Annotated in this window: 16 protein-coding genes; 12 read left to right on the top strand and 4 right to left on the bottom strand. The window is 66.6% G+C overall.

Translation table 11 applies throughout. The annotated features are described in order from the left end of the window. Both ACLJOU_RS25475 and ACLJOU_RS25470 read left to right on the top strand, forming a co-directional pair. A complete protein-coding gene (locus ACLJOU_RS25475) occupies positions 1-786 on the top strand; it encodes a hypothetical protein (protein WP_410570553.1) in 786 nt (261 codons plus the stop codon). After that, positions 783-1310, top strand: coding sequence for a hypothetical protein (locus ACLJOU_RS25470; protein ID WP_410570552.1), 528 nt, complete (start codon positions 783-785; stop codon positions 1308-1310). The genes ACLJOU_RS25475 and ACLJOU_RS25470 overlap by 4 nt, the downstream gene beginning before the upstream one ends. A gap of 91 nt (positions 1311-1401) precedes the next feature. On the opposite strand, the gene ACLJOU_RS25465 is transcribed toward ACLJOU_RS25470, so the two are convergent. Continuing rightward, the gene (locus ACLJOU_RS25465) at positions 1402-2370 is read right to left on the bottom strand and encodes a helix-turn-helix domain-containing protein (protein WP_410570551.1); all 969 of its coding nucleotides are present in this window, start codon (positions 2368-2370) and stop codon (positions 1402-1404) included. A gap of 200 nt (positions 2371-2570) precedes the next feature. Between ACLJOU_RS25465 and ACLJOU_RS25460 the strand changes: the two genes are divergently transcribed. Next, the gene (locus ACLJOU_RS25460) at positions 2571-3818 is read left to right on the top strand and encodes an MFS transporter (RefSeq protein WP_410570550.1); all 1248 of its coding nucleotides are present in this window, start codon (positions 2571-2573) and stop codon (positions 3816-3818) included. A gap of 368 nt (positions 3819-4186) precedes the next feature. Then, positions 4187-5530 carry a GGDEF domain-containing protein gene (locus tag ACLJOU_RS25455; protein ID WP_410570549.1) on the top strand — a complete coding sequence of 448 codons (1344 nt, stop codon included), beginning with the start codon at positions 4187-4189 and terminating at the stop codon, positions 5528-5530. A 411-nt stretch (positions 5531-5941) separates the two neighbouring features. Here ACLJOU_RS25455 and ACLJOU_RS25450 read toward each other — a convergent pair whose 3' ends face one another. Together ACLJOU_RS25450 and ACLJOU_RS25445 are read right to left on the bottom strand one after the other, a co-directional pair. Further along, a complete protein-coding gene (locus tag ACLJOU_RS25450) occupies positions 5942-6940 on the bottom strand; it encodes a hypothetical protein (protein WP_410570548.1) in 999 nt (332 codons plus the stop codon). A 653-nt stretch (positions 6941-7593) separates the two neighbouring features. Beyond that, positions 7594-7737 (bottom strand): hypothetical protein, encoded by a 144-nt coding sequence (locus tag ACLJOU_RS25445; protein WP_410570546.1) that lies wholly within the window; start codon positions 7735-7737, stop codon positions 7594-7596. 1189 nt (positions 7738-8926) lie between these two features. Here ACLJOU_RS25445 and ACLJOU_RS25440 point away from each other — a divergent pair. The 3 genes from ACLJOU_RS25440 to ACLJOU_RS25430 all read left to right on the top strand — a co-directional run bounded on the left by ACLJOU_RS25440 (position 8927) and on the right by ACLJOU_RS25430 (position 13630). After that, positions 8927-9874 carry a replication protein RepA gene (locus tag ACLJOU_RS25440; protein WP_410570545.1) on the top strand — a complete coding sequence of 316 codons (948 nt, stop codon included), beginning with the start codon at positions 8927-8929 and terminating at the stop codon, positions 9872-9874. Between the two features lie 2182 nt (positions 9875-12056). Then, positions 12057-12989 carry a ParA family protein gene (locus ACLJOU_RS25435; RefSeq protein WP_410570543.1) on the top strand — a complete coding sequence of 311 codons (933 nt, stop codon included), beginning with the start codon at positions 12057-12059 and terminating at the stop codon, positions 12987-12989. After that, positions 12986-13630 carry a hypothetical protein gene (locus ACLJOU_RS25430; RefSeq protein WP_410570541.1) on the top strand — a complete coding sequence of 215 codons (645 nt, stop codon included), beginning with the start codon at positions 12986-12988 and terminating at the stop codon, positions 13628-13630. Before ACLJOU_RS25435 ends, ACLJOU_RS25430 begins: the two co-directional genes overlap by 4 nt. A gap of 96 nt (positions 13631-13726) precedes the next feature. On the opposite strand, the gene ACLJOU_RS25425 is transcribed toward ACLJOU_RS25430, so the two are convergent. Then, positions 13727-14821 (bottom strand): hypothetical protein, encoded by a 1095-nt coding sequence (locus tag ACLJOU_RS25425; RefSeq protein ID WP_410570539.1) that lies wholly within the window; start codon positions 14819-14821, stop codon positions 13727-13729. Positions 14822-16156: 1335 nt separating this feature from the next. Here ACLJOU_RS25425 and ACLJOU_RS25420 point away from each other — a divergent pair. From ACLJOU_RS25420 to ACLJOU_RS25400, 5 genes are all read left to right on the top strand, one after another. Continuing rightward, complete coding sequence (locus ACLJOU_RS25420; RefSeq protein ID WP_410570538.1) at positions 16157-16468, top strand: hypothetical protein; 312 nt, start codon at positions 16157-16159, stop codon at positions 16466-16468. A gap of 388 nt (positions 16469-16856) precedes the next feature. Further along, a complete protein-coding gene (locus ACLJOU_RS25415; RefSeq protein WP_410570537.1) occupies positions 16857-17144 on the top strand; it encodes a hypothetical protein in 288 nt (95 codons plus the stop codon). Between the two features lie 107 nt (positions 17145-17251). Continuing rightward, the gene (locus ACLJOU_RS25410; protein ID WP_410570535.1) at positions 17252-17719 is read left to right on the top strand and encodes a DUF2786 domain-containing protein; all 468 of its coding nucleotides are present in this window, start codon (positions 17252-17254) and stop codon (positions 17717-17719) included. A gap of 267 nt (positions 17720-17986) precedes the next feature. Continuing rightward, positions 17987-18367 (top strand): hypothetical protein, encoded by a 381-nt coding sequence (locus ACLJOU_RS25405; RefSeq protein WP_410570533.1) that lies wholly within the window; start codon positions 17987-17989, stop codon positions 18365-18367. Continuing rightward, positions 18360-19091, top strand: coding sequence for a hypothetical protein (locus tag ACLJOU_RS25400; protein ID WP_410570532.1), 732 nt, complete (start codon positions 18360-18362; stop codon positions 19089-19091). The genes ACLJOU_RS25405 and ACLJOU_RS25400 overlap by 8 nt, the downstream gene beginning before the upstream one ends. The last annotated feature ends 92 nt before the right edge of the window (positions 19092-19183 follow it).

Here is a 19183-nt window from a genome sequence, read left to right as displayed (position 1 = left end):
ATGAGCGGGCACATCACCGCCAGCGTCGCAGCCGCGCTGCTCGGCGTTGCCACCGCCGACTCAGCCAACCGCACCCTGCGCCGCTGGGGTGTGGACGCCGTCGGCCGCCAACCCGGCCGCGGCGGGGAAAACCTCTACGCCGAGGCCGCGGTACGCGCCGCGGTGGCCGATCGGCCCCGCCGTGGCCGGCCCGCCGCCGCGCCCGTCGGCGAGACGCTGACGCTGTCGTTCGAGGACGGCCCGGTCGAGGTGGACCTGCAGCGCCTGACCCCGGTCGCGCGGGCCCTGGCCGAGGTGATGGCCGCTCAGCCCCTGTCGGAGATGGCCCGGTGTGACGTGGTGCTGCAGTCACGGCTGCCCCTGCGCGAGCTGGTGCCGGAGCGGCAGCGCCCGCTCCTCGCCGATGCACCCGACCAGCCCGATATCCGGGTGTACCGGGGGTTCTCGCCGTGGCGGCGCGACCAGCACGACATCCACCGATGGCTGGAGTACGAGGCCAGCAAGCTCGGCGGCTACATCCCGGTCCGCCCGGCCCACTCACGTGACAGCACGTGGCGCGCCCCGTCCGCCGAAGCGGCGCTGCGTGCGCCGGACGAGCTCCTGCGCCGCGATGACGCGATCGCGCACCTGCGGCGGTGCGGCCGCCCGATGGGTATCGAGGCCTGGTTCGCCGGGCAGCGGGCCGGCACGATTCCCGGCCCAGCCGAGTACACCGACGACGGTCCCCGCTGGTCAAAGGTCGCGCTCACCGCCAGCGCCTCTGCTGTCCAGGAAGGACCCCAGTGACCTACCCCAGCCACATCCGCAACACCATCCCGTTCGACGACGATGACCAGACACTGTGGACCGACGTCTACGGTGTCGGCCAGACCATCGCGTGGTTGTCCGAAAAGGAATGGGCCCACCACCTTGCCCAAGATCCACACCAGCATGCCATCGCCGACGCCTACGCGCGGGCGCTGTTTTCCCTTTCCAACGGCCATCGGCGACGCCCGGACACCGACCCGTCGGTCCAGCAGGAGAAAGATCTGCGGGCGCAGTACCTGCGCGAGCGGGTGGCTTCGATGCTCCTGCAGCATCGGCGGGACCACGCCCCCGAGCGATGCCGGTGGTGCGGCGGGTCTCCGGCAGAACCGGCGATCGCGGTGTGCCGGTACGAGTCGACCAAAGTCCTGCCCACCTCGAACGTCGTCGAGGTGCTTCGCCGCGAAGGATCCGACGTTGTCGTGCGCCAGGGCGGCAAGGTGTGGCAGACCGCCGTCGGCTCGTTCATCGATTACCGCGACGTTGTTGTCGTGCCAGCGAAATAGGGTCGTCGCGGCGGGCTTGGCGATCGCGGCCAACGCCGGCGGCTCACGGCACCGCCTTCGCCGAACGAAACGTCGTGGCCGGGGCGGCGCGTCAGTCTGCGGACTCAAGCAGGAACAGCCCGCGACCACCCTGGGCGAGGTACCGCCGCTTCGCCGCGGCGACAATCGACTGCATCTGCCGGGTGTGGCGGCCGCGGACCTGCCGGGTGTACTCGGACAGCGCGGGGTCGCGCCGGGCCGCGGGGCCCGGGGCTTCGAGCCCGCAGTGCTCGCACATCACCTCCACGGCCCCCGCCGGGACCGGGGTGGTCCCGCCGCAGCCGAGCCGGGGGCAGATGTGGACGTCGTCGTGCGGCAGCAACTGGAACGGCGTGACCTCGTGAAGAGTGCCGCATAGGGTACAGCGCAGCGTGGCCGGGACGCTCCAGTCGGGGTTGCCCTCGTCATCGACGCGGCGGTCGACCGACGACGGCGACGCGGCCAGCGAACAGGTCGGGCACGGCGCGTACCAGGTGTACGGGGACCGGCCGACCAACGGATACGTCGCAACCGGCTGCAGCTGCGGCTGCTGCTGCGGCTGCTGCAGGGCAGGTAGTGCGGCGTCGATCGCAGCCTCGGGCCGTGCGTACACGGACGCGAGAGCCTCCCGGATCCGCGCGCGGTCCTCAGGCCCGGCCAAGGACGGCGGCACGCGGCCGGCTTCCAACTCGCCGAGCAGCCACCGTGAACAGGGCATCCGGTGCCGGGCCAGCAACGGCCGGGCTCGTGCCGCGGCGTCACGCAAGGTCAGCCCCGCGGCCCGGCGGACCCCGGCCAGGTCGGCGACGGCCGTCCCGATGAGGTCGGTGACGTCGCAGTCCAGCGCGGCGGCGAGCTTCGCGATCCTCGGCGGTTCGGGAGTGACGGTGCCGTTCTCGTAGCCGATGAGCTGGTGACGGGTCGTGCCGACGCGGGCGGCGAGCTCGTCGAGCGACAGGCCGGGACGCTCGCGATCCGGGCGGTGCACCGTGGTCCGGATCCGCTTCATCGCCGTTCCGTCGAACGGTGCTGTCCCACGCACCGCTACAGCCTAAACCACACGTGTGCTTTAGGCAGAGCCAGCAGGTCGGAACACTCTCCGTTCACTCCCTGATTTGCCCTTCCTCACTCTCCCGGTGCGTCGCACTGCCCCGCCGAATAGGTCGTTATACACCGTGTGCCGGTCGGTGAGTGTCCGGAAGTGCTTGCTGTGTGTGCCGGAGTGACGACACGCTGATCGGTATGACGACGCAGCCGGCGAGTTACCGCAGCGTGTTTGCGGTGGCCGAGTTCCGCCGGCTGTGGATCGCGCACGTGCTCTCGGTCGCCGGGGACCAGCTCGCCCGCGTCGCCCTGACCGTGCTGGTGTTCGACCGCACTCGCTCCGCCGGGTTGTCCGCGCTGACCTACGCCCTGACCTACCTGCCGGACCTCATCGGCGGGGCCGCGCTGAGCGGGCTGGCCGACCACTTCCCGCGCCGGATGGTGATGGTGGTCGCCGACGCCGGCCGCTGCGTGCTGGTGGCGCTGATGGCGCTGCCCGCGCTGCCGCTGGCGGTCCAGGTCGTCCTGCTGGCGCTGGTGCAGGTCCTGGCGGTCCCGTTCTCCGCGGCGCGGCAGGCGGTGCTGCCGGATGTGCTCGCCGGCGACAAGCTCGCGGTCGGGGTGGGCGTGTTCGCGATGACCTATCAGGCCGGGTTGGTCATCGGTTTCGGCGGCGGCGCAGCGGTGGTGGCCGGGCCCGGCACGGACGGCGCGTTGCTGCTGGACGCGGCGACGTTCGCGGTCTCGGCCGCAGTGATCCGATTCGGTCTCGCCGCGCACGCGCCGCCGCCCGGCCGGTCAGCCGGGGAAGGCCAGTGGACGAAGATCCGGGCCGGGTGGCGGGTGGTGGCCACCGACGCCCGGCTGCGGTCGCTGCTGGCGCTGGCGTGCTGCTCGGGCTTCTACGTCGTGCCGGAGGGCCTGGCGGTGCCCTACGCCGCGCGGCTGCACGGCGGCCACGCCGCCGTGGGTTGGCTCCTGGCGGCGAACCCGGTGGGCATGGTCGCCGGGATGCTGCTGTTCAAGCGGGTGCCGCCGGAGCCGAGGCTGCAGTTGCTCGGCCCGCTGGCGGTCGCCACGAGCCTGGTGCTGCTGCCGACCGGCTGGGCGCCGGGGCTGGTGGTCACAGTCGTGCTGTGGGCGTGCTCCGGCGTGTTCTCGGCACACAACATGATCATCCAGTCGGAGTACGTCGCGAGTGCGCCGCCGGAGCTACGTGGGCAGGCGGTCGGGCTGGCGATGGCGGCCCTGCGCGTGGCGCAGGGCCTGGCCATCGTGGCGGCTGGGCTGGTGGCCCAGCTGCTGCCTACCTCCGTGGTGATCGCCGTCGCGGCCGGCGCCGGGGTGTTCGCGGCCGCCGGGGCGGCCGTGGCGTGGACTCGTGCGGCCTCGTCCGCGCCGGCACCACGACGGCGGGACGAGGCCGACGAAGACGTCCCGGGTTGAGCAGCGTGATCGAGGGCCGTTCGGAGTTTCGCTCCGACGGTGGGTTATCGGATCCAGTTGACGTCGCGCACGACAGTCACCTCCTCGACGGGTTCATCCGGCCACGACAGGGCCATGAACAGGGCTTTCAGGGGAGAATTGCCGACGTCGCGGCCGGGAGGGCCGGGTCGGCGAACGGGTCACCAGTTCACGTCGCGCATGGCGGGCACACCTCCTCCCTCCGGGAGAAGCTTGTCCGTTCGGCTAACAGGGTGCATTCCGGCCGCGTCCATCATCGTCCCTGCTCACAGCGGCGACGCGGCGTACAGATTCGGTTACGGTGAAGCTCGGGTGCGGGCAAGCTGCGCTCTTTATGCAGGTGAGGGCTGGTGCAGGGGCAGGTAGGCAGACCATACCGATGGGTCACGGGCTGGGGTCTGTGGCAGGCCCCGTCGCAGGTCCGGTCCTACGTGCTTGTCGTCTACGCCTTCGCCGCGGCGGTCGCGGTCGCGACCGCCTTCCTGTTGCCGGTCACCCGCACCGACCTGACCCGCTTCGGCGTGCTGGCGTTGTGCGCCGTCGTGTACATCGAGGTCACCCGCCGGATCGAGCGGCAGCGGGAGTATTGGCGCGGGTCGGCATCCCCGTACTTGGACACGAAGTCGGTCTGGTCCTTCGCCGCGGTGCTGGTGCTGCCGCCGGTGCTGGCCTCGGCGATGGTCATCCTCACCTACGTCGTCGCGTGGTGGCGGATCTGGCCGCACGAGCGGCCGGTCCCGCTGTACCGCTGGGTGTTTTCCGGCGCGACGGTGCTGTGCGGTACCCAGGCCGCGGTCGCTGTGCTCGCGCTCGGGATGCACCACTACCCCGGCGTTCCGCAGACTGCGCTGCCGGCGGGGCTGGTCGACCTCACGGTGATCGCTCTCGCCGGGGTCATGCGGTGGCTGGTCAACGCCGGCCTGGTGTTCGCCGCGATCCTCATCAGCAACACGAAGGCCACCGTCGCCGATCTCCTGCGCAACTTCAGCGAGCACCTGTCCGAGGCCGGCACCATGGGCCTCGGGTTGGTGGCCGCCACCCTGGTCGTCGGCCACCCGGTCGTGCTCGCAGGCGTCGTTGTCGCGCTGGTCGCGATGCACCGCAGCCTGCTGCTGCACCAGTTCCAGCACAAGGCGCGCACCGATACCAAGACGGGGCTGGCCACCGCGGGCTGGTGGCACGAACTCGCCGAGCAGGCGCTGGCCCGCGCGCAGGACCGCAACGGGACGCTGGGCATGCTTATGCTCGACTTGGACCACTTCAAGAACATCAACGACAAGCGCGGCGGACACCTCGTCGGCGACCAAGTCCTCGCCGCGGTCGGCGACGCGCTGCGAGCGGAGACCCGTGAACAGGACATCTGCGGTCGTTTCGGCGGAGACGAACTCGCGATCCTGATCCCCGATGTCGGGACGCCGCCCAACCTGCTCGCGGTGGCCGAGCGTATCCGCCGCCGCGTTCACTCGCTGGTCGTGGAGGTTCCCGGCGGCGATGCCGATCGCGAAAGCTTCGAGGTGGCCGGCCTGACCGTGTCGATCGGCGCGGCGTTGTTCCCCGTTCCCGGCGTTGAGGACCTCGACGACCTACTGCGGCTGGCCGACGCTGCACTGTACGAGGCCAAGAGGGGCGGCCGGGACCGCACCTGCCTCAGTGCGGCTCCGGACCTGATCCCGACGCAGTCGGCCGGAACCTGATCCGGCCTTCAGTCTCGGCGCCGGGTCCGCGAAGACGAACGGCCGGCAGCCGGGCACTGCGCCTGAGCTGGGGGGCTTCCAGATATGCGCCACGCGGCCTACGCCCCACGGCGGTGGAGAGCGCGCAGGCCGCGGAACGGCACGAACGCGCGGCTCGGGCTCATCGGCGGCTCGCCACCAGGCACGAGATCCAGACCCGGCACCGCGGCATTCTCCCGACGACCACCGGTAGGGCCGCCACCGCCCCGCGAACTAGCCCCGCACCCCGAACCCGCTCCCGAAAACTATCTCCGGACACCGAAGGGTTCGCGCGGACCGGACAACGGCAGATGTCCTGTCCGGCCGAACCTGTCGGACCCGGAGTGCGGTCGCCAACTAGGTGCGGACGAGGGTCGCTCGTCCTGTCCGGACTTAGTTGGCGGATTCCTCGGGCGGGATCGGCAACGTGGAACCTCGGGACAGCCACTCAGGCGGGGGTGCCATCTCGCGACGACGGTGGGCGTCGAACAGGTCTGTCAGGTCGTGCAACGAGCGTTTCAGGGCGTTCTTGAACTGGGCCTGATGGGTGGTTGGTCCCATCTTGGCCTGCAAGGCTTCCCAGGTGGTCGTGCCGGAGGAAAGTGACGGGGCAACCTGGAAGAGCGGCCAGGTGTCCTCGTTGCTGTGTTGCAGTGCTGAGGGCGAGTCGCTGTTCCCCGCTGCAGAGGGGCTTCCCCTGTTCGCCGAGTGTTCAGTGGGCGCGGAGCCGACCATATCGTCGAGCAGGCTGACGAGGCCGCTCACGAACAGCTCGGTGATCTCGTCGTCGTTGACCACCGTGACAACGTCCTCGTTGCGGAGATGAGGATCGGCCAGCAGCGTGGTCAGGGCCGACTGCTGGGCTTTGCTCAGCGATCGGCCGTGGTGCTCGTACAGCCAGCTGGCAACGTCCTGCGGGATGTCAGTGTCTGCGGCCTGGACCAGCCACGTGACCCAGTAAGCCATGATCGACCGCTGAGCGAGAAGCCGCTCCCCGCGTTCGATAGCGGCGTTGACGTCGACCTCGATCTGGTTGTCGCGCCGCGTGCGGGCGGCGAGGGCGGCGCCGAGCAGGACCTTTGGATCGGTTTTGGGAGCAGTCCCCTTGGTGGTGTCGATGACATGAGCCAGAGCGGTGAAGTCGATGGTGGTCGAGGTCTTGTCCTCACCACCGCGTTGGTGGCCGGCAGGCCGCGCGGTCCCTTCGTTCTGGTCCGCCGCAGAGAGGAGCTGGTCCAAGCTGGTGCTGTCAGGTGGAGTGGGCGACTGGTCGGCGATGTCCTGGCGCGCGGCGTACTGCTCGCGCAGGATTCGGGTGGCGGCGGCTGGGCTGATGCCGTTGTCGTTGGCGTACTTGCGGGCGCGGCGCTTGAAACGTTCGTTCGCGGTCATCGTCTTTCCCTTGCGGCTCAGGGGACCCCACGCATCCCGCCGGGGAATGTCGACAGCGGAAGCGTTACACGCACACGAGTCCAGAGCTTTCGCTCGGCCCCTTGTCGTCGTCGCCGTGGCCCCGCGTGGGTGGGCCGCTGGCTCTGAGTCAGGCCGGTGTGTTCAGCCAGGATCACGATAGCGCACTACCCGGGTTGGAGGCCGGGTTGACCGATCTGGAAGGTTTGGCAAGGATCAACGGTCGGCTTGGACCTGGGCCTCGTTGTGGGCGTCCGCTGCGCGGGCTGGCCGAAGGGGGCTGGTGAGGGCGCGGTTGTATCCGCGGTGCTCGTGTGCAAGTCGTGGCCGGGTGCCTGGCGACGACCAGGTGCTCGTCGCCGTCGAAGGTGACCCGGTCACCGACCCGCAGCACCGCGCCCGCCGAGGTCATCAGCCCACCGCCACGGCCGTGACCACGACCTCCGGGTGCAGCGGCCTGGACAGCTCGACGTGCCGTTCCTGGCGCCAGAGCAGGTGGAACAGCACCGGCAGCACCGCGATCGGTCGCCCACCGCCTCGGGGCCGTCCAGCAGCGCGGCCGGAGGGGCGAACGCCGCGCGCAGCGCGGCGGCAACGTTGTGCAGGTGATGGCGTGGATGTCGGTAGCCGGCCAGCTAGCGCACGTTTGCCAGCAACAACTCCGGTGGCGCCCCGACCACCTTGTAGCGCCAGCCAAGCGCCGCGCAGGCCGCGGCCGTGGCGTCGAACGCGACCTGGTCTGGGGGCTTGATCCGGTGCGCCGCGCGGACGTCGAGCACCAGAGCGGACCCGTCAGCGAGGCGTGCGAAGTAGTCCGGCGCGTGGGAGCGGGCCTTGTCCTCCGCAGTGGTCCAGAACAGCCAAACGGCTGCGAGGCGATGCCGACGACGTCCGGATCGAAGTGCAGGAGCACCAGCCGGTCGCGCTCGAGCCAGGACTCGTAGCCACCAACGTGCCGGGCGTGGCCGTCCACCAGCGGCCGTTGAAGTGGGCGCTGCTCCTTGTACGACGGGACCCGCGGACCGGCGAGCAGGCCTCAAACGGCACTGACCAGCCCTCGGTCAGCGGAACGCGCTGCTCCCCGCGCTCGTCGGCGTACGCGAGCTCGAACCGCTCGGCCAGCGCCTGCGGCGTCCCGCCAGGGAGATGATCAAGCGTCGGCATGGCGGCATTCTCTCGGGAGGCGCCGGCGCCGCCTCGCCCGCCCCGACAAGTACCTCTGGACACCGACACCACCACCGACAACTAGCTCCGGACACCGACAACTTCAGCCGGACGAGACAACCACTGACAACGTCCCCTACTACAAGAAAAGAGATCCCTACTAGGAACAACTACTAGGGAGCCGCGGACACGGGGTCTGACCTGCGACGACGTCGAGGTCGTTCCCCCTCTTATGCCCCTCGTTCCCCCTCTTATGCCCCTCCACCCCGGCGAACGAGGCACCGGCGTTCCCCCTCTTATGCGTGGACACGCCCGATCTGCCGCGGTTATCCACACTCGGAAGCCTCAGATCCCCCTCTTATGTCTGGACAAGTTGGCGTGGACGGCAGACAACGATCGCCGTGCGCGTACCGAAGGGCATCGTTCCCCCTCTTATGCGTGGACAACTCCGATTCGTTCCCGTCCGCTGCCTTGAGCACAAGCAGGTAGTCACGTTAAGTGTTCCCGCTAGTACGTTCAGCGAATTTTGCGCGCTCAGACCGTCCCCCTCTAATGCCTATCTGACCGATGCGAGTCTGGCGGTCCCCCTCTTATGCGTGGACAACACGCAGCGCCTCCCCGGGGCCGCCGGGGACGTCACTCCGCCGTGTCGTGATCTCCGCAGCTCACGGGCCGAACACCGGCCCGATCCCCCTCTTATGCGTAACGGAAGGTGACCAGAAATCGGCGTTCGAGCGCTCTGACCTGCGCCGTTCTTCGGCGTGCCGTCGCAACGTCAGCGCGCCGGAGCACTAGCCTGGCCCGATGCCGGCGCCCAAAGGTCGTCCCAAGAGCAACTCGCTTGAACGCGCGAAGCGGATAGCCGACCTGCGCCAGCGCGACGACGACAATCCCGAATCCCTCGCCTTCAACCCCGCCCCGCTGACCATGGCGTTCCTGCCCTACCGCGAGCCCAAGCCCGGGACTGAAGTCTGGGTCCGCCGCAACGGGGCCTTCTGGCTCACCGTTCGGCCAGGCGTTCAACTCGGCCCCAACGGCGAGCACGGCGCCTACGGCTACCCGTTCGGCCTCATCCCGCGGGCGCTGCTGATGTGGGTTACCGCCGAGGCTCTGCGTACGAAAAGCCGACAGATCGAGCTTGGTACGTCTCTTTCGGACTTCGTGGTCAAGCTGCTGGGGCAGCGGGCGACGGGGGGCCGCAATGGGACACGCACTCGGGTCAAGGAACAGGCGACGCGGCTGTTTAACGCCGAGATTACCTATCAGTGGAGGGGCAACAACGAGCAGCGTCAGGCTGGTGTCAGCTTGAAGATCGCGAAGACGTGGGCCCTGGGCCTCGGCGACGGCACGTTGGGTCAGCAGTCGCTGTTTCCGTCCTACGTGCAACTCAGCGCCGACTTCTACGAAGAGATCGTGAGGAGCCCCGTGCCGCTGAACCTGGAGATTGTCAAGCTGCTCGGTTCCGCCGCGGAGATCGACCTCTATGCGTGGCTGACCTACAAAATGTTCCTCCTGCAGAGGACCGGGAAGTCCTTTACTCACAGCTGGGAAGACATCGGCGAGCAGTTCGGCTATCAATTTTCCAAAACACCGAAGGGCCGGTACAAGCTCAAGGAGAACATCATTGCCGCCCTGAAGAAGGTGATCGATGTCTATCCCGTCAACGTCGAAGTCACCCCGGCTGGCCTCTTGCTGCGGCCGAGCTTGACATCGGTGCCCACGAAAGAAACGCGTGTGTTGCGCGGCGCATAACCGCCCAAATACGCTGGACAGGGGGGAAGGTCTCCCCGAACTAGCCGGCAAGCAACCCGAGCGGCCTCCCCCCACTTGGCGCTGGCAACACTCCCCGCTAGTGCCGGTGCGGGCAACCCGATTACTGGTGCCGGCATCACCCGAACTTCGAGGGATACCTTCAGCACGGGATGCGGTGAACGGGAGTGCGCGTGGCCTGTAGCCATGATCGGCTATCTTAAACCCGCTTCCGGGGCTGGCCTGTGTGGTTGTCAAGTCCGCAGCGGGGAACCCCCCCGGTGCTGGTTCGGGGTGTCGGTAGTTTGGTGCCGTTGCGCAGCATTGCGTAGAGGACGTCGCAGCGGGGGTCCCGACCTAAATGCCCGGCATCCGGCGCCAGGATCGCAGCCCGCATCCCTCCCCCCTTTTCGAGGTCGGTGACGCCTCGAACTTCGGCCAACTCCGGGGCATCTGGCGGGGCGCCCCGGGTTGCCCCGAGGCGGGTCGCTTCGCCGGCCCAGGTTCGGCGCATCGCCACCGGCGGCGGGGGCGCGGGGGCTTGACAATCGCGGTTCGGCGGGGCCCTGAGCATCGCGTTTGGCCCCGTGTGTTCCATTGGGGACCATAGGAGCGGCGGCCATCCCGACACACCGAGGCATTTACGTCACGTTACGAAAATAACTGCACGTCAGCTGCTCGCGAGGTCAAGTGCCCAAGTGAGAAAAGCTAGATGCGTTACCTGTTCTTTAGTCCTATGCCCGGCCATTTCATCAACTCACGTAACAGCGCGGCATTACGTCTAATGCTCCACATACCGCTACGTGTACGAGTTGACTATGTGGCGAACTCTGGTTTTGACGTTATATATGGTGTGGTGGGAGGTCGCACTCTACGCCCTGTAGCGGACGTCTCCGAAGGCCATCTCATTCGTACGGCGCAGCACTACTAAACAAGCTTGCAATCAGGCATCCTATCTGGCGCCCCTACAAACTTGTCAACAGGCAGTTGATCACCTGAGCGAATACGCGTTACGCACTGTACGGTCACTTGAAGTCTCTTACGCTCGTCATATCGCTTATGTGCAAGCCTTCGGCTTAGCGTCATAGCGAGCTACCTATGACGCTACTTATGTAGTCCCCTCTCGAGCTAAATGCTAATCCTCATGTGGTACGTCATCCCTCATTAGCGGAACCGTGCAGCGACGGACTTACGCAACTGCGTAGTACCACATCAATTGCACCGTTTTTGAGAGGGTTTGCAGCTAAGCTTGGGACGCTGCGAAATATTTAACCTCTCAATAGGTGCGGTATGGCGTTGGCGAACAAGTATAACTTTTTGCTTAGAGTACAGTCGGTGATTATGCCTGTGCGCTAGCGGATAGATGAGCTTACTTTGAAGCGTATTGACGTACCAGGAGCTGGACGTCCTAATTGACACTTCCCACTGTCAGTGATAATACTCATCGCTACATTACTTGACGAGTATTTGCTGTTACATACAGGCCGACTCGACTTCTGGCACCATCCAGAGTCTATGGGCACGCTTCCAAAAATGCTATGGGCGGCACCTGCTACTACATCGCTCATGGTCTGTGATGAGGCGTTACATGATTGACTTGATCGCGAGTCGCGTCGTCGATGCGTTACAACGTGCGCTCCGATACTCGTGACCTTGACAACTCCTGAGTTTGACGAGGTGCTTGGGTGTACTTGCGATCGATACCAGTATCGCACGCATCGCTCTACATGCCGTACGACTTGACCGATCACTTGCGGCATCACTTGCGACATCACGTCCCGTGACACTTGCCGCAGTGTACGTGATGTCACGTGTGCACCCGCACGTGTAATCGGCAGTTGAGCTGCGCGTATGTCAAGGCTGCACAGCATGTCTTTCGTCCAGCCACATCCGCTGCGTCGCACTAAGCAGCTCATGCAGCCAGCGAGCGTGGAACTCGTACCAGGCGTCAGCAAGTGGGGTAATGGAGGTGACGCAACGCAGAGTGAAGAGCGGCTCGTGTTACACACCGACCGGCGTGCCGCTGTACCCATCCGAGTCTGCGCATGGCAACATGGGCGCTGACCAAAGCAAGCGTCTCGCACGACGCTTGCCTCGAGGTCGAACACTGCGAGTGTCCTTTCGTTGTTTAGGCTGGTGAGGAGCTTGATCCGTGGCATCTATCCTAGACGCTGACCACCAGGACGTGCGAGACGTGGTCCCGGTTGATTTCGCGCGCCTCGGTCACGTGTACGTGTTCGCCAACGGCAAGGGGGGCGTGGGCAAGACCACCACCGCCGCCAACATCGCTGGCCTCGCCGCCTCAGACGGCGCGAGGACGTTGCTCGTCGACCTCAACGGCCAGGGCAACGTCGGACTGAATCTCGGCTTCCAGGATGAAGAAGGCATGGACGACCGAGGCCGCGGCCTGTACCGCGCGGTGTGTACGGGGGATCCCCTAGAGCCGATCAGGGATGTCCGACCCAACCTCGACGTGGTGCCGGGGGGGCCAATGGTTCGCAGAATCACTCGCACCCTTGAACCAGAAGCTGGTCGCAGCCCGAGCCCAGACAACGTGCTCTTCTCGCTTGCGCGGAGCCTGGAAGAGGTTGCCGATGACTACAAACTCATAGTGATCGACAGTCCTCCCGAGAACCCGTTCCTCATGAGGCTGGCGCTGGTGGCGTCGCGATGGGTCCTTGCGCCGATGAACAGCGACCGTGCGTCCCAGACCGGGCTGCGGGAGCTGGCAGTGGAGTTCACAGCGGTGAAAGGCGATCCCGACTCCCCGGAGACACAGTTCAATCCCTACATCCAGCTGCTCGGTGTTTTCCTGTTCGACAGCGGATCCCGCAGCACCCTCATCCACAAGCAGTTCCGCAACGACGTCAAGGACCTGTTGGGTGACGCCGCCCAGGTCTTCACCACGGTCATTCGCTCCGCTGAAACGGTGGCGGTACAGAGCCGGAAGTACGGGAAGCTGGCGTTTGAGCTGGAGGACGAGGTGAAGAACAACCCGAGGGAGGTCAGTGCCACATCCATCGGCCTGGCACAGGACTACGCGAACCTCGCAGCTGAGGCATTCAAAGAGGCCGCCGCGCGGCAGCGGCAGATGAAGACCGAAGGAGTATGGCCGTGACCTTGGAAGACAAGAAGCTGTCCGGAGGACTCGGCGCCGCCTTCGGAGGCGGCCGAGGCGCCGGCCTCGGCAGCCTTCTGGACGCTGACGACCCTGATCCGACTGGTGACGAGGAGCCTTCGACGGTCCCAGTGGCCACGGAGAAACGCACTCCGCGGCGTCGTGACCGATCGGTGGAGGACACCACGGGCGAGGAGATAGCCCCTCCGCCGCGCCGTCGTCCTCGCGCTCAGCGAACCTCGAACGAGCCGGCTCAGGTCACGGTTTACGTGAGCTTGTCCGTGAGGAAGCGCTTCGACGAATACAAGCACAAGGAGCGGCTGCAGAGCCGCGACGTGGTTTTCCGCGCGCTCGCGGCGCGACGAGAAGACCTGCGGCGGATCATCGACGAGTCGAAGTACTACCTCGGCGAGGTCAACGAACTGTTCGCGCCGGATGAGTCGAAGGCTCGTTACGTCGGGGGGGGCAGCGAGGGGCAGGTGCAGTTCAAACCCAAGCCTCAGCACGAGGCGGTTCTGCGGCAACTGGAAGACGAACTGGGGATGGACAAACGATCCACGTGGATCGCGCCGATCCTCAATGACTTCCTCCCGGGGAAGAAGGACACCAAGCCCGGGGCGAAGAAGGATGCTAAGGCCTAATCGGGTCCGGCGGCCGGGCAACCGGCTCGCCGGGCTCTCCTGTATCGCTCTACGGCGGATGGGAGAGTCCGGCACGCTGTCTACCTGGATTGCTGATCAGCTGTGCTCGGCTGGGGAAGGTCGAGTCGTACTCCGAATCCGGGCCACGGTCGGGAACTGGTCAACCTCCGCCAGCAGCTGTCGGATCGCAGACGACTTCAACGTGCCGGCGAGCATCAGCGCCAGCACGCCCGCCACCCACCACTCCCCGGGCAGCAGCCGGCGCAGGATTCGGGCCGGCCGGATCGCCTCCTCGGCCATCAGGTCTTCGACCTCATCAGCGGCGAACGCGAAGGTCACAAGGGATGCGGGGGAGTAGCTGCCGTCGGCGTACTCGCCGGCCAGCAGCGTCAGCCACTCCTGCGCCTCGTCCTCACGTCCCCCAAGCACCCGGCGAGCAGCCAGCAGTCCCGCCGCAGCACGATGGAGCACATCCTGGTGGGCATTCACCCAGTGCTGTTCACGGGCGATTGGCGCTTCTTGCGGCGAGCGGCGTGCCCGTTGGACTTTCTCATCGGGGTAACCCCGGCTCATCAGGCTGTCCAGCCGATCTACGCGATCTTGAACCCCTTGACCACGCGCAATCGCCAAACACGAACCGATCTGCCGGCGGAGCACGTCTTTGGCCTGTCCGGCTCCCAACCCGAGCTTCAACGCTGTCAGCTCGTCAGCGCGGTCCTGCCACCACAGCGCGTTGCCCAGAGCGAGGCCAGCCAGATGGTCGAACGCGCGCACGCCACGGTTCGTCGCCGGCGAACGCTCGAGGAACAGCAAGACGTCCGTTGCCGCCGCAGCGTCAGGAGCAGGTAGTTGCCCCACGCGTGGGTCATCATGGCGCTCCCGGCGACGAGCGATTTCCCGGACCAGTGGGGCCACATCGACGGGCGGGGGAGCGGACTGCCAGTGGGCATGGCAGCCGATCCCGGAGAACCGACACCGCAGATCATCTCCAGCCAGCAGAAGGCGGTGCACGGTGTGGGTAGTCGTCAGCTCGACCACCGGACGGGCCGTGCGCGTCTCGGCGATCACCAGCCCAAGCAGGGCCATCGTCGACGGCGTGAGTGCCTCGTCGACAACGTCGGCGAGCAGCTCATTCAGCCACCCCCGGATGCTGACGCGATGCTGGATCGCGGCGTCGGCCAGGCCGTGCACGATCTCAGCCAGTTGGCCGCGGTGCTCGGCGAGCCAGTCCCATCTCGGGTCATCACGGAGGTGGGGCTGGTGTCGACGTCCGGCGCGGGAGAGCTCCTGGTCCGGTTCGTCGTAGCGCAGTAGAGCGTCGAGTGTGGTCAGGCGGTGACGAGCTGGCTGGTGTGGGTCGCCACGGCCGGTGCGTCGGCGACGTCCGGGGCGGGGATCGCCCGGGTCGCGCCGGTGGCTGTCTCGTCCGATCCCCAGAGCGTCACCGAGTTGGTCGTAGGTCAGACCACAGCTCAGACCCCCACGAAGATGGCGGCGCTCCTTGCGCCAGCGGTCCCAGCCGCTGGCGACAACGAGCAGCGGCGCGTCTAGTGCATCGGCCCGAGTGACCCAAGTCGACGTCGGCTGGAGAGCGTGTTTGCGCAGGTAAGCCAACGTTTCCCGCGGATTGAGCCGCGCCGGAGACGGCACGTCGCCCGCGCTGCAACACTGAGCGATTCGGTGCCTTTCGGCGAAACGTCCGATACAGGCGATTAGCTCGCTCTGGGTGATTCTGACCGGGGGTAGCACCGGGCCACTATTTCACTGCCACCTAGCCCGCCGCTTCGGCGAGCGTCGAACAACCTAGCCATCTATCGGGCGCGCACGGCACGACAGCCTCCTGACCTGGGACTTTACACACCACCGCCGAACAGGCGCCACTGCGCCGCCGCGTTTCGAGGCCCAGAGCGACGTGGACGAGGTAGCTGGCCCTGGGCCAGCAGGAACAGAGGCCGTGCTTCGTCCTCAAGGCGCAGCGTTAGCGCACTGGGGTAAGGGCTACCGCTGGTCCCGTACGAGCCCCCAATCGATGCCGCATCAAGTCCAGCTTCGAGGCGAAGCTGCCGCGGCGCAGCCCGCACCGCAACCGCTCGGCGAGCGTGGTCGTGGCCTAGCTGCAGCTGACCAGGGCTCTCACGCTCCTCAACAGGGGAATCGTAGATGGACGCTGTGGTGCGGTACGGGGAGCGAGGCGTTGAGCGACTGGTCGGTGTGCTTTGGCAGGTCGTCCGCGGGGCGGCCGTCACGTGGTCATGCTCAGCTCGACGACGGGGCAGCGGTGAGCCGGAGCCCGGCGCGCAGGGTGGCGAACAGCTGCGCTTGGCTCATCCGGGCCGAAGTCGGCCTCGCCGACCGGGTCTGCGCCACGACGTGGTGTGTCGGCCGTGTGCGCGGCGCGCGCTTTCGGGTCCCCGGCGCACTGGCGGTAGTGGGTGACGCCCGACTCGCCGGTCACCCGGCGCGTCGGTCCACCGAGCATTGCTGTGCCCGGTCACGGCCGCGGCGAGCGTGCGGAGCAGGCGGGTGATGTCCACGCTGGGTTCGGCCGGCAACCACAGCGTGGCGGCCGGCGCATCGACGGGCCGCAGCCCCGTCGACGGCGGCACCGTAATGCAACTCGGCCGGATGCCGGGTCGGGCAACGCAGGTCCCGGCGGCGCCCGTGCCGCTGGTGACGCTTCAGCTGGCGCTGGAACAGGCGCAGCACGCGTTCGAGCGGCGCCAGTACAGTGAGCTCACTGGCGGGATGCCCCGGCTGATCGCCGCCGCGCACGCCAGCCGCGACGCGGCCGCTGGCCAGTTGCGAGAGTGGATGTCCGCGGCCCTGGCCCGGGAATAGCTGCTCGGCTCGGAGCTGGCCACCAAGCGGCACCGCGACACCGTCGCGCGTGTCGCTGCCGACCGGCCGCATGCGGCCGCCGAGGCCCCGAAGACCTCCGGCAGACCGAGTACGCGTACCGCATCGTCGACGGAGCAGCACCCACCGGCCTGGTACTACCCGAGGAAGGGGACGTTGCCGGTCGAGATCGGCGGCGTCCAGGTGGAGCTCGCCCCGGAGGGCTGACCGAAACCGGATGGGTAACCTGCGACGGGTGCCACGGCTTCATCGCGCGCAACGACTTTGTCGGCCTCGCCGACGTCCTCGGCTACCCGCAGCTCGAGCACAGCGCCGTCGACCAGTTCCGGAAGATCCAGCTTGGCCCCGGTCAGCCGCTCGGGAGCTCCAGATGACGCCCGAGGAGCAGACGGCCTACCTCTCCGAGCTCCGCGACCGCGAGGCGGCGGGGGAGCGCACCGTCCTCGAATCTGGCCCCTTCAGCGTGGAGTTGCTGAAGGGTGTCGTCTGGCACGCCACGAACAGTGGCCCCGAGCCGCACGTGCTCTCCGACGCGGAGATGCCCGAGCTGCGGCGGCGCGAGAACGCAGGGGAGCGGATGAAGCAGGCGACCGGCCCGTACGTCGCGATGCTGCTCATCCTCGACCTCCAGCGGATCAACCGGCACCCGGACTACTAGGGCTGGGACCCGATCATGTTCGACGCGATCCTGACGCAGCTGAACTCGATCTCCGTCGACGACCAGAAGGTCCACGAGATCATCCGCGACCGAGAGAAGAGCCTGCGGTGACCGTGCCCCTCGACAAGATCCGACGGCGGGTGCGCGCCCTCACGGTCCGGGCAGCGCACCCTGGCACACCGCCGGCCGAAGCTGCCGTCGCCCGCGCGATGGCAGCGGACCTGACGAGCCGCTACGGGCTGGACCAGCTCGATCCGGTGCCCCGGCCAACCGCGGCGATCGCACCCGCGGTCGTGCATTGGATGGCCGGGTTCAGCCCCAGCGGGAAGCAGTCTCGTGCCTGGTGTCGTTGCGGCTACGGGACGTCCCCGCGAGCGACCGAAGACCGGGCACTGCGCGCCCTGATGGACTCGCACCCGCTCGACGCCGCGGAGTGCGGGCTGTGCGGGGTGGTCTATCCCGCCGCCGACTGGGTGAAGTTCCGCGCGTTTTTGCAGGTGCTCAAGGACCCGGTGACCGGCGACGAGTTCGCGATGTGCATCAACCCCAGGACGTGTAAGGCCGTGGGCTTCTAGGCAGGCCGGACCTGGTCCATCCGGAGGAAGCCGCGCTGCAGACCGCGGCGGCGGCACCGCAGGACCACCTCGTCGTGGCCGCCGGCCTCGCCTCCGTACTGGAGCATCTGGCCGTCCGGGTGGAGGAGGCTCGTCGTCGAGAGCAGCCTAGGATCAGCACTACTTGACATAAGGTATGTTATCGGCGCCCGCCGGGAGCCACACGCGCGTTGGCGATTTTGTCGTGTTGCGCCGCGAGCGTGCGAGGTGACTGTGCCAGTATGACGCATGACGGGTCGACGATTGCAGGTGATCATGAACCCTTGGCTTCAGGTAGGCCTGTCGTTGGCTGCGGGGGTCATCACTGCGGGCTGCGCCCTAGTTGGTGTCCGGCATGCGGCTCGAGGCAACGATCGCGCTACTGAGCAACGTGAACTCGCAGGGCGACGCGAAGAGTGGTGGCGTCGATTCACCTGGGCCGCAGACCTTGCCTTAAGTGAATCGGTGGCCAAACGAGTGGCCGGGCTCAAGCTGTTGACCAAACTGGCCCGCTCAAACCTGGCTCGACAAGATGAATACCTGTTACTAGATGTCTTCCAGGGGCAGGTGTTAGACAAGTTGCTGGTCGACCTGCCGGAAACAGACAGGAAGGCTGCTGCAGGTGGATGACTCAATCGTTTTGACGGAGGAGCACATCGCTGCCGCGCATTTGCGGCTCGTGATCGACGATAAGTTGGGCCGCAACACCCCCGAATATGTGCGGTGGATCGCGCTAGCCGATGCCGGTACATCGATAGCTGCGATTATATCGCAGGATTCCGGAGCGGAAGCGGCAGACGTACTCTCCCAGGCGGGTCGCGAGGGAACGTCACGCAGCTTTGAATTTTCTGGCAATCCGACATTTCGGCTGCTTGCCCCGGAAGATGATGTAGCATCGTTTTCCAGCGGTAACGAAGCCGACGATTCATGGTTGGCACAGAATGCAGTGGTTGGTCAGCGATCCACGCAGTCATCGATCTACGTGTTCGATGACTCAAGCGGCAGGGTGCTTGGCTACTATTCTCTGGCACCTGTGGCGCTCAGTGCTTCGGCGGTCGGATCCGCGACATCTAGCTCAAGTTTGCCAGCCTTGTTGCTTGCTCGCTTTGCTCTGGATCAGCAACTGCACCTAGATGAGGCAGGTGGCGCTATGCTACGCAGCGCCATTATGAATGCTGTACAGATGGCGCGCCAGGTAGGTGCTCGCACATTTGCGGTCCAAGCAGAGGATCCCTTCAAGCGAAGCTTTTTTCTGTCGAAAGCACCATTTCTTGTTTCGTCGAAAGACGGATCATTGCTAGTGGCCAAGTTAGGTGAAGTTGAGTCACTTCTGCGGAATCATGCGATGCGTTGACGCTGTTGTGTCTTTTGACTTTGGCGGGCCCGTCGAATCAAGGTGTTTCATGCATAATTCCTATTATGCATGAAATACGGGGGCCATTCGCC

The organism is Amycolatopsis sp. cmx-4-61 (assembly GCF_046548775.1).
In the GTDB taxonomy this organism is placed as follows: Bacteria; Actinomycetota; Actinomycetes; order Mycobacteriales; family Pseudonocardiaceae; genus Amycolatopsis.
This window is presented reverse-complemented; position numbering and strand designations above follow the sequence as displayed.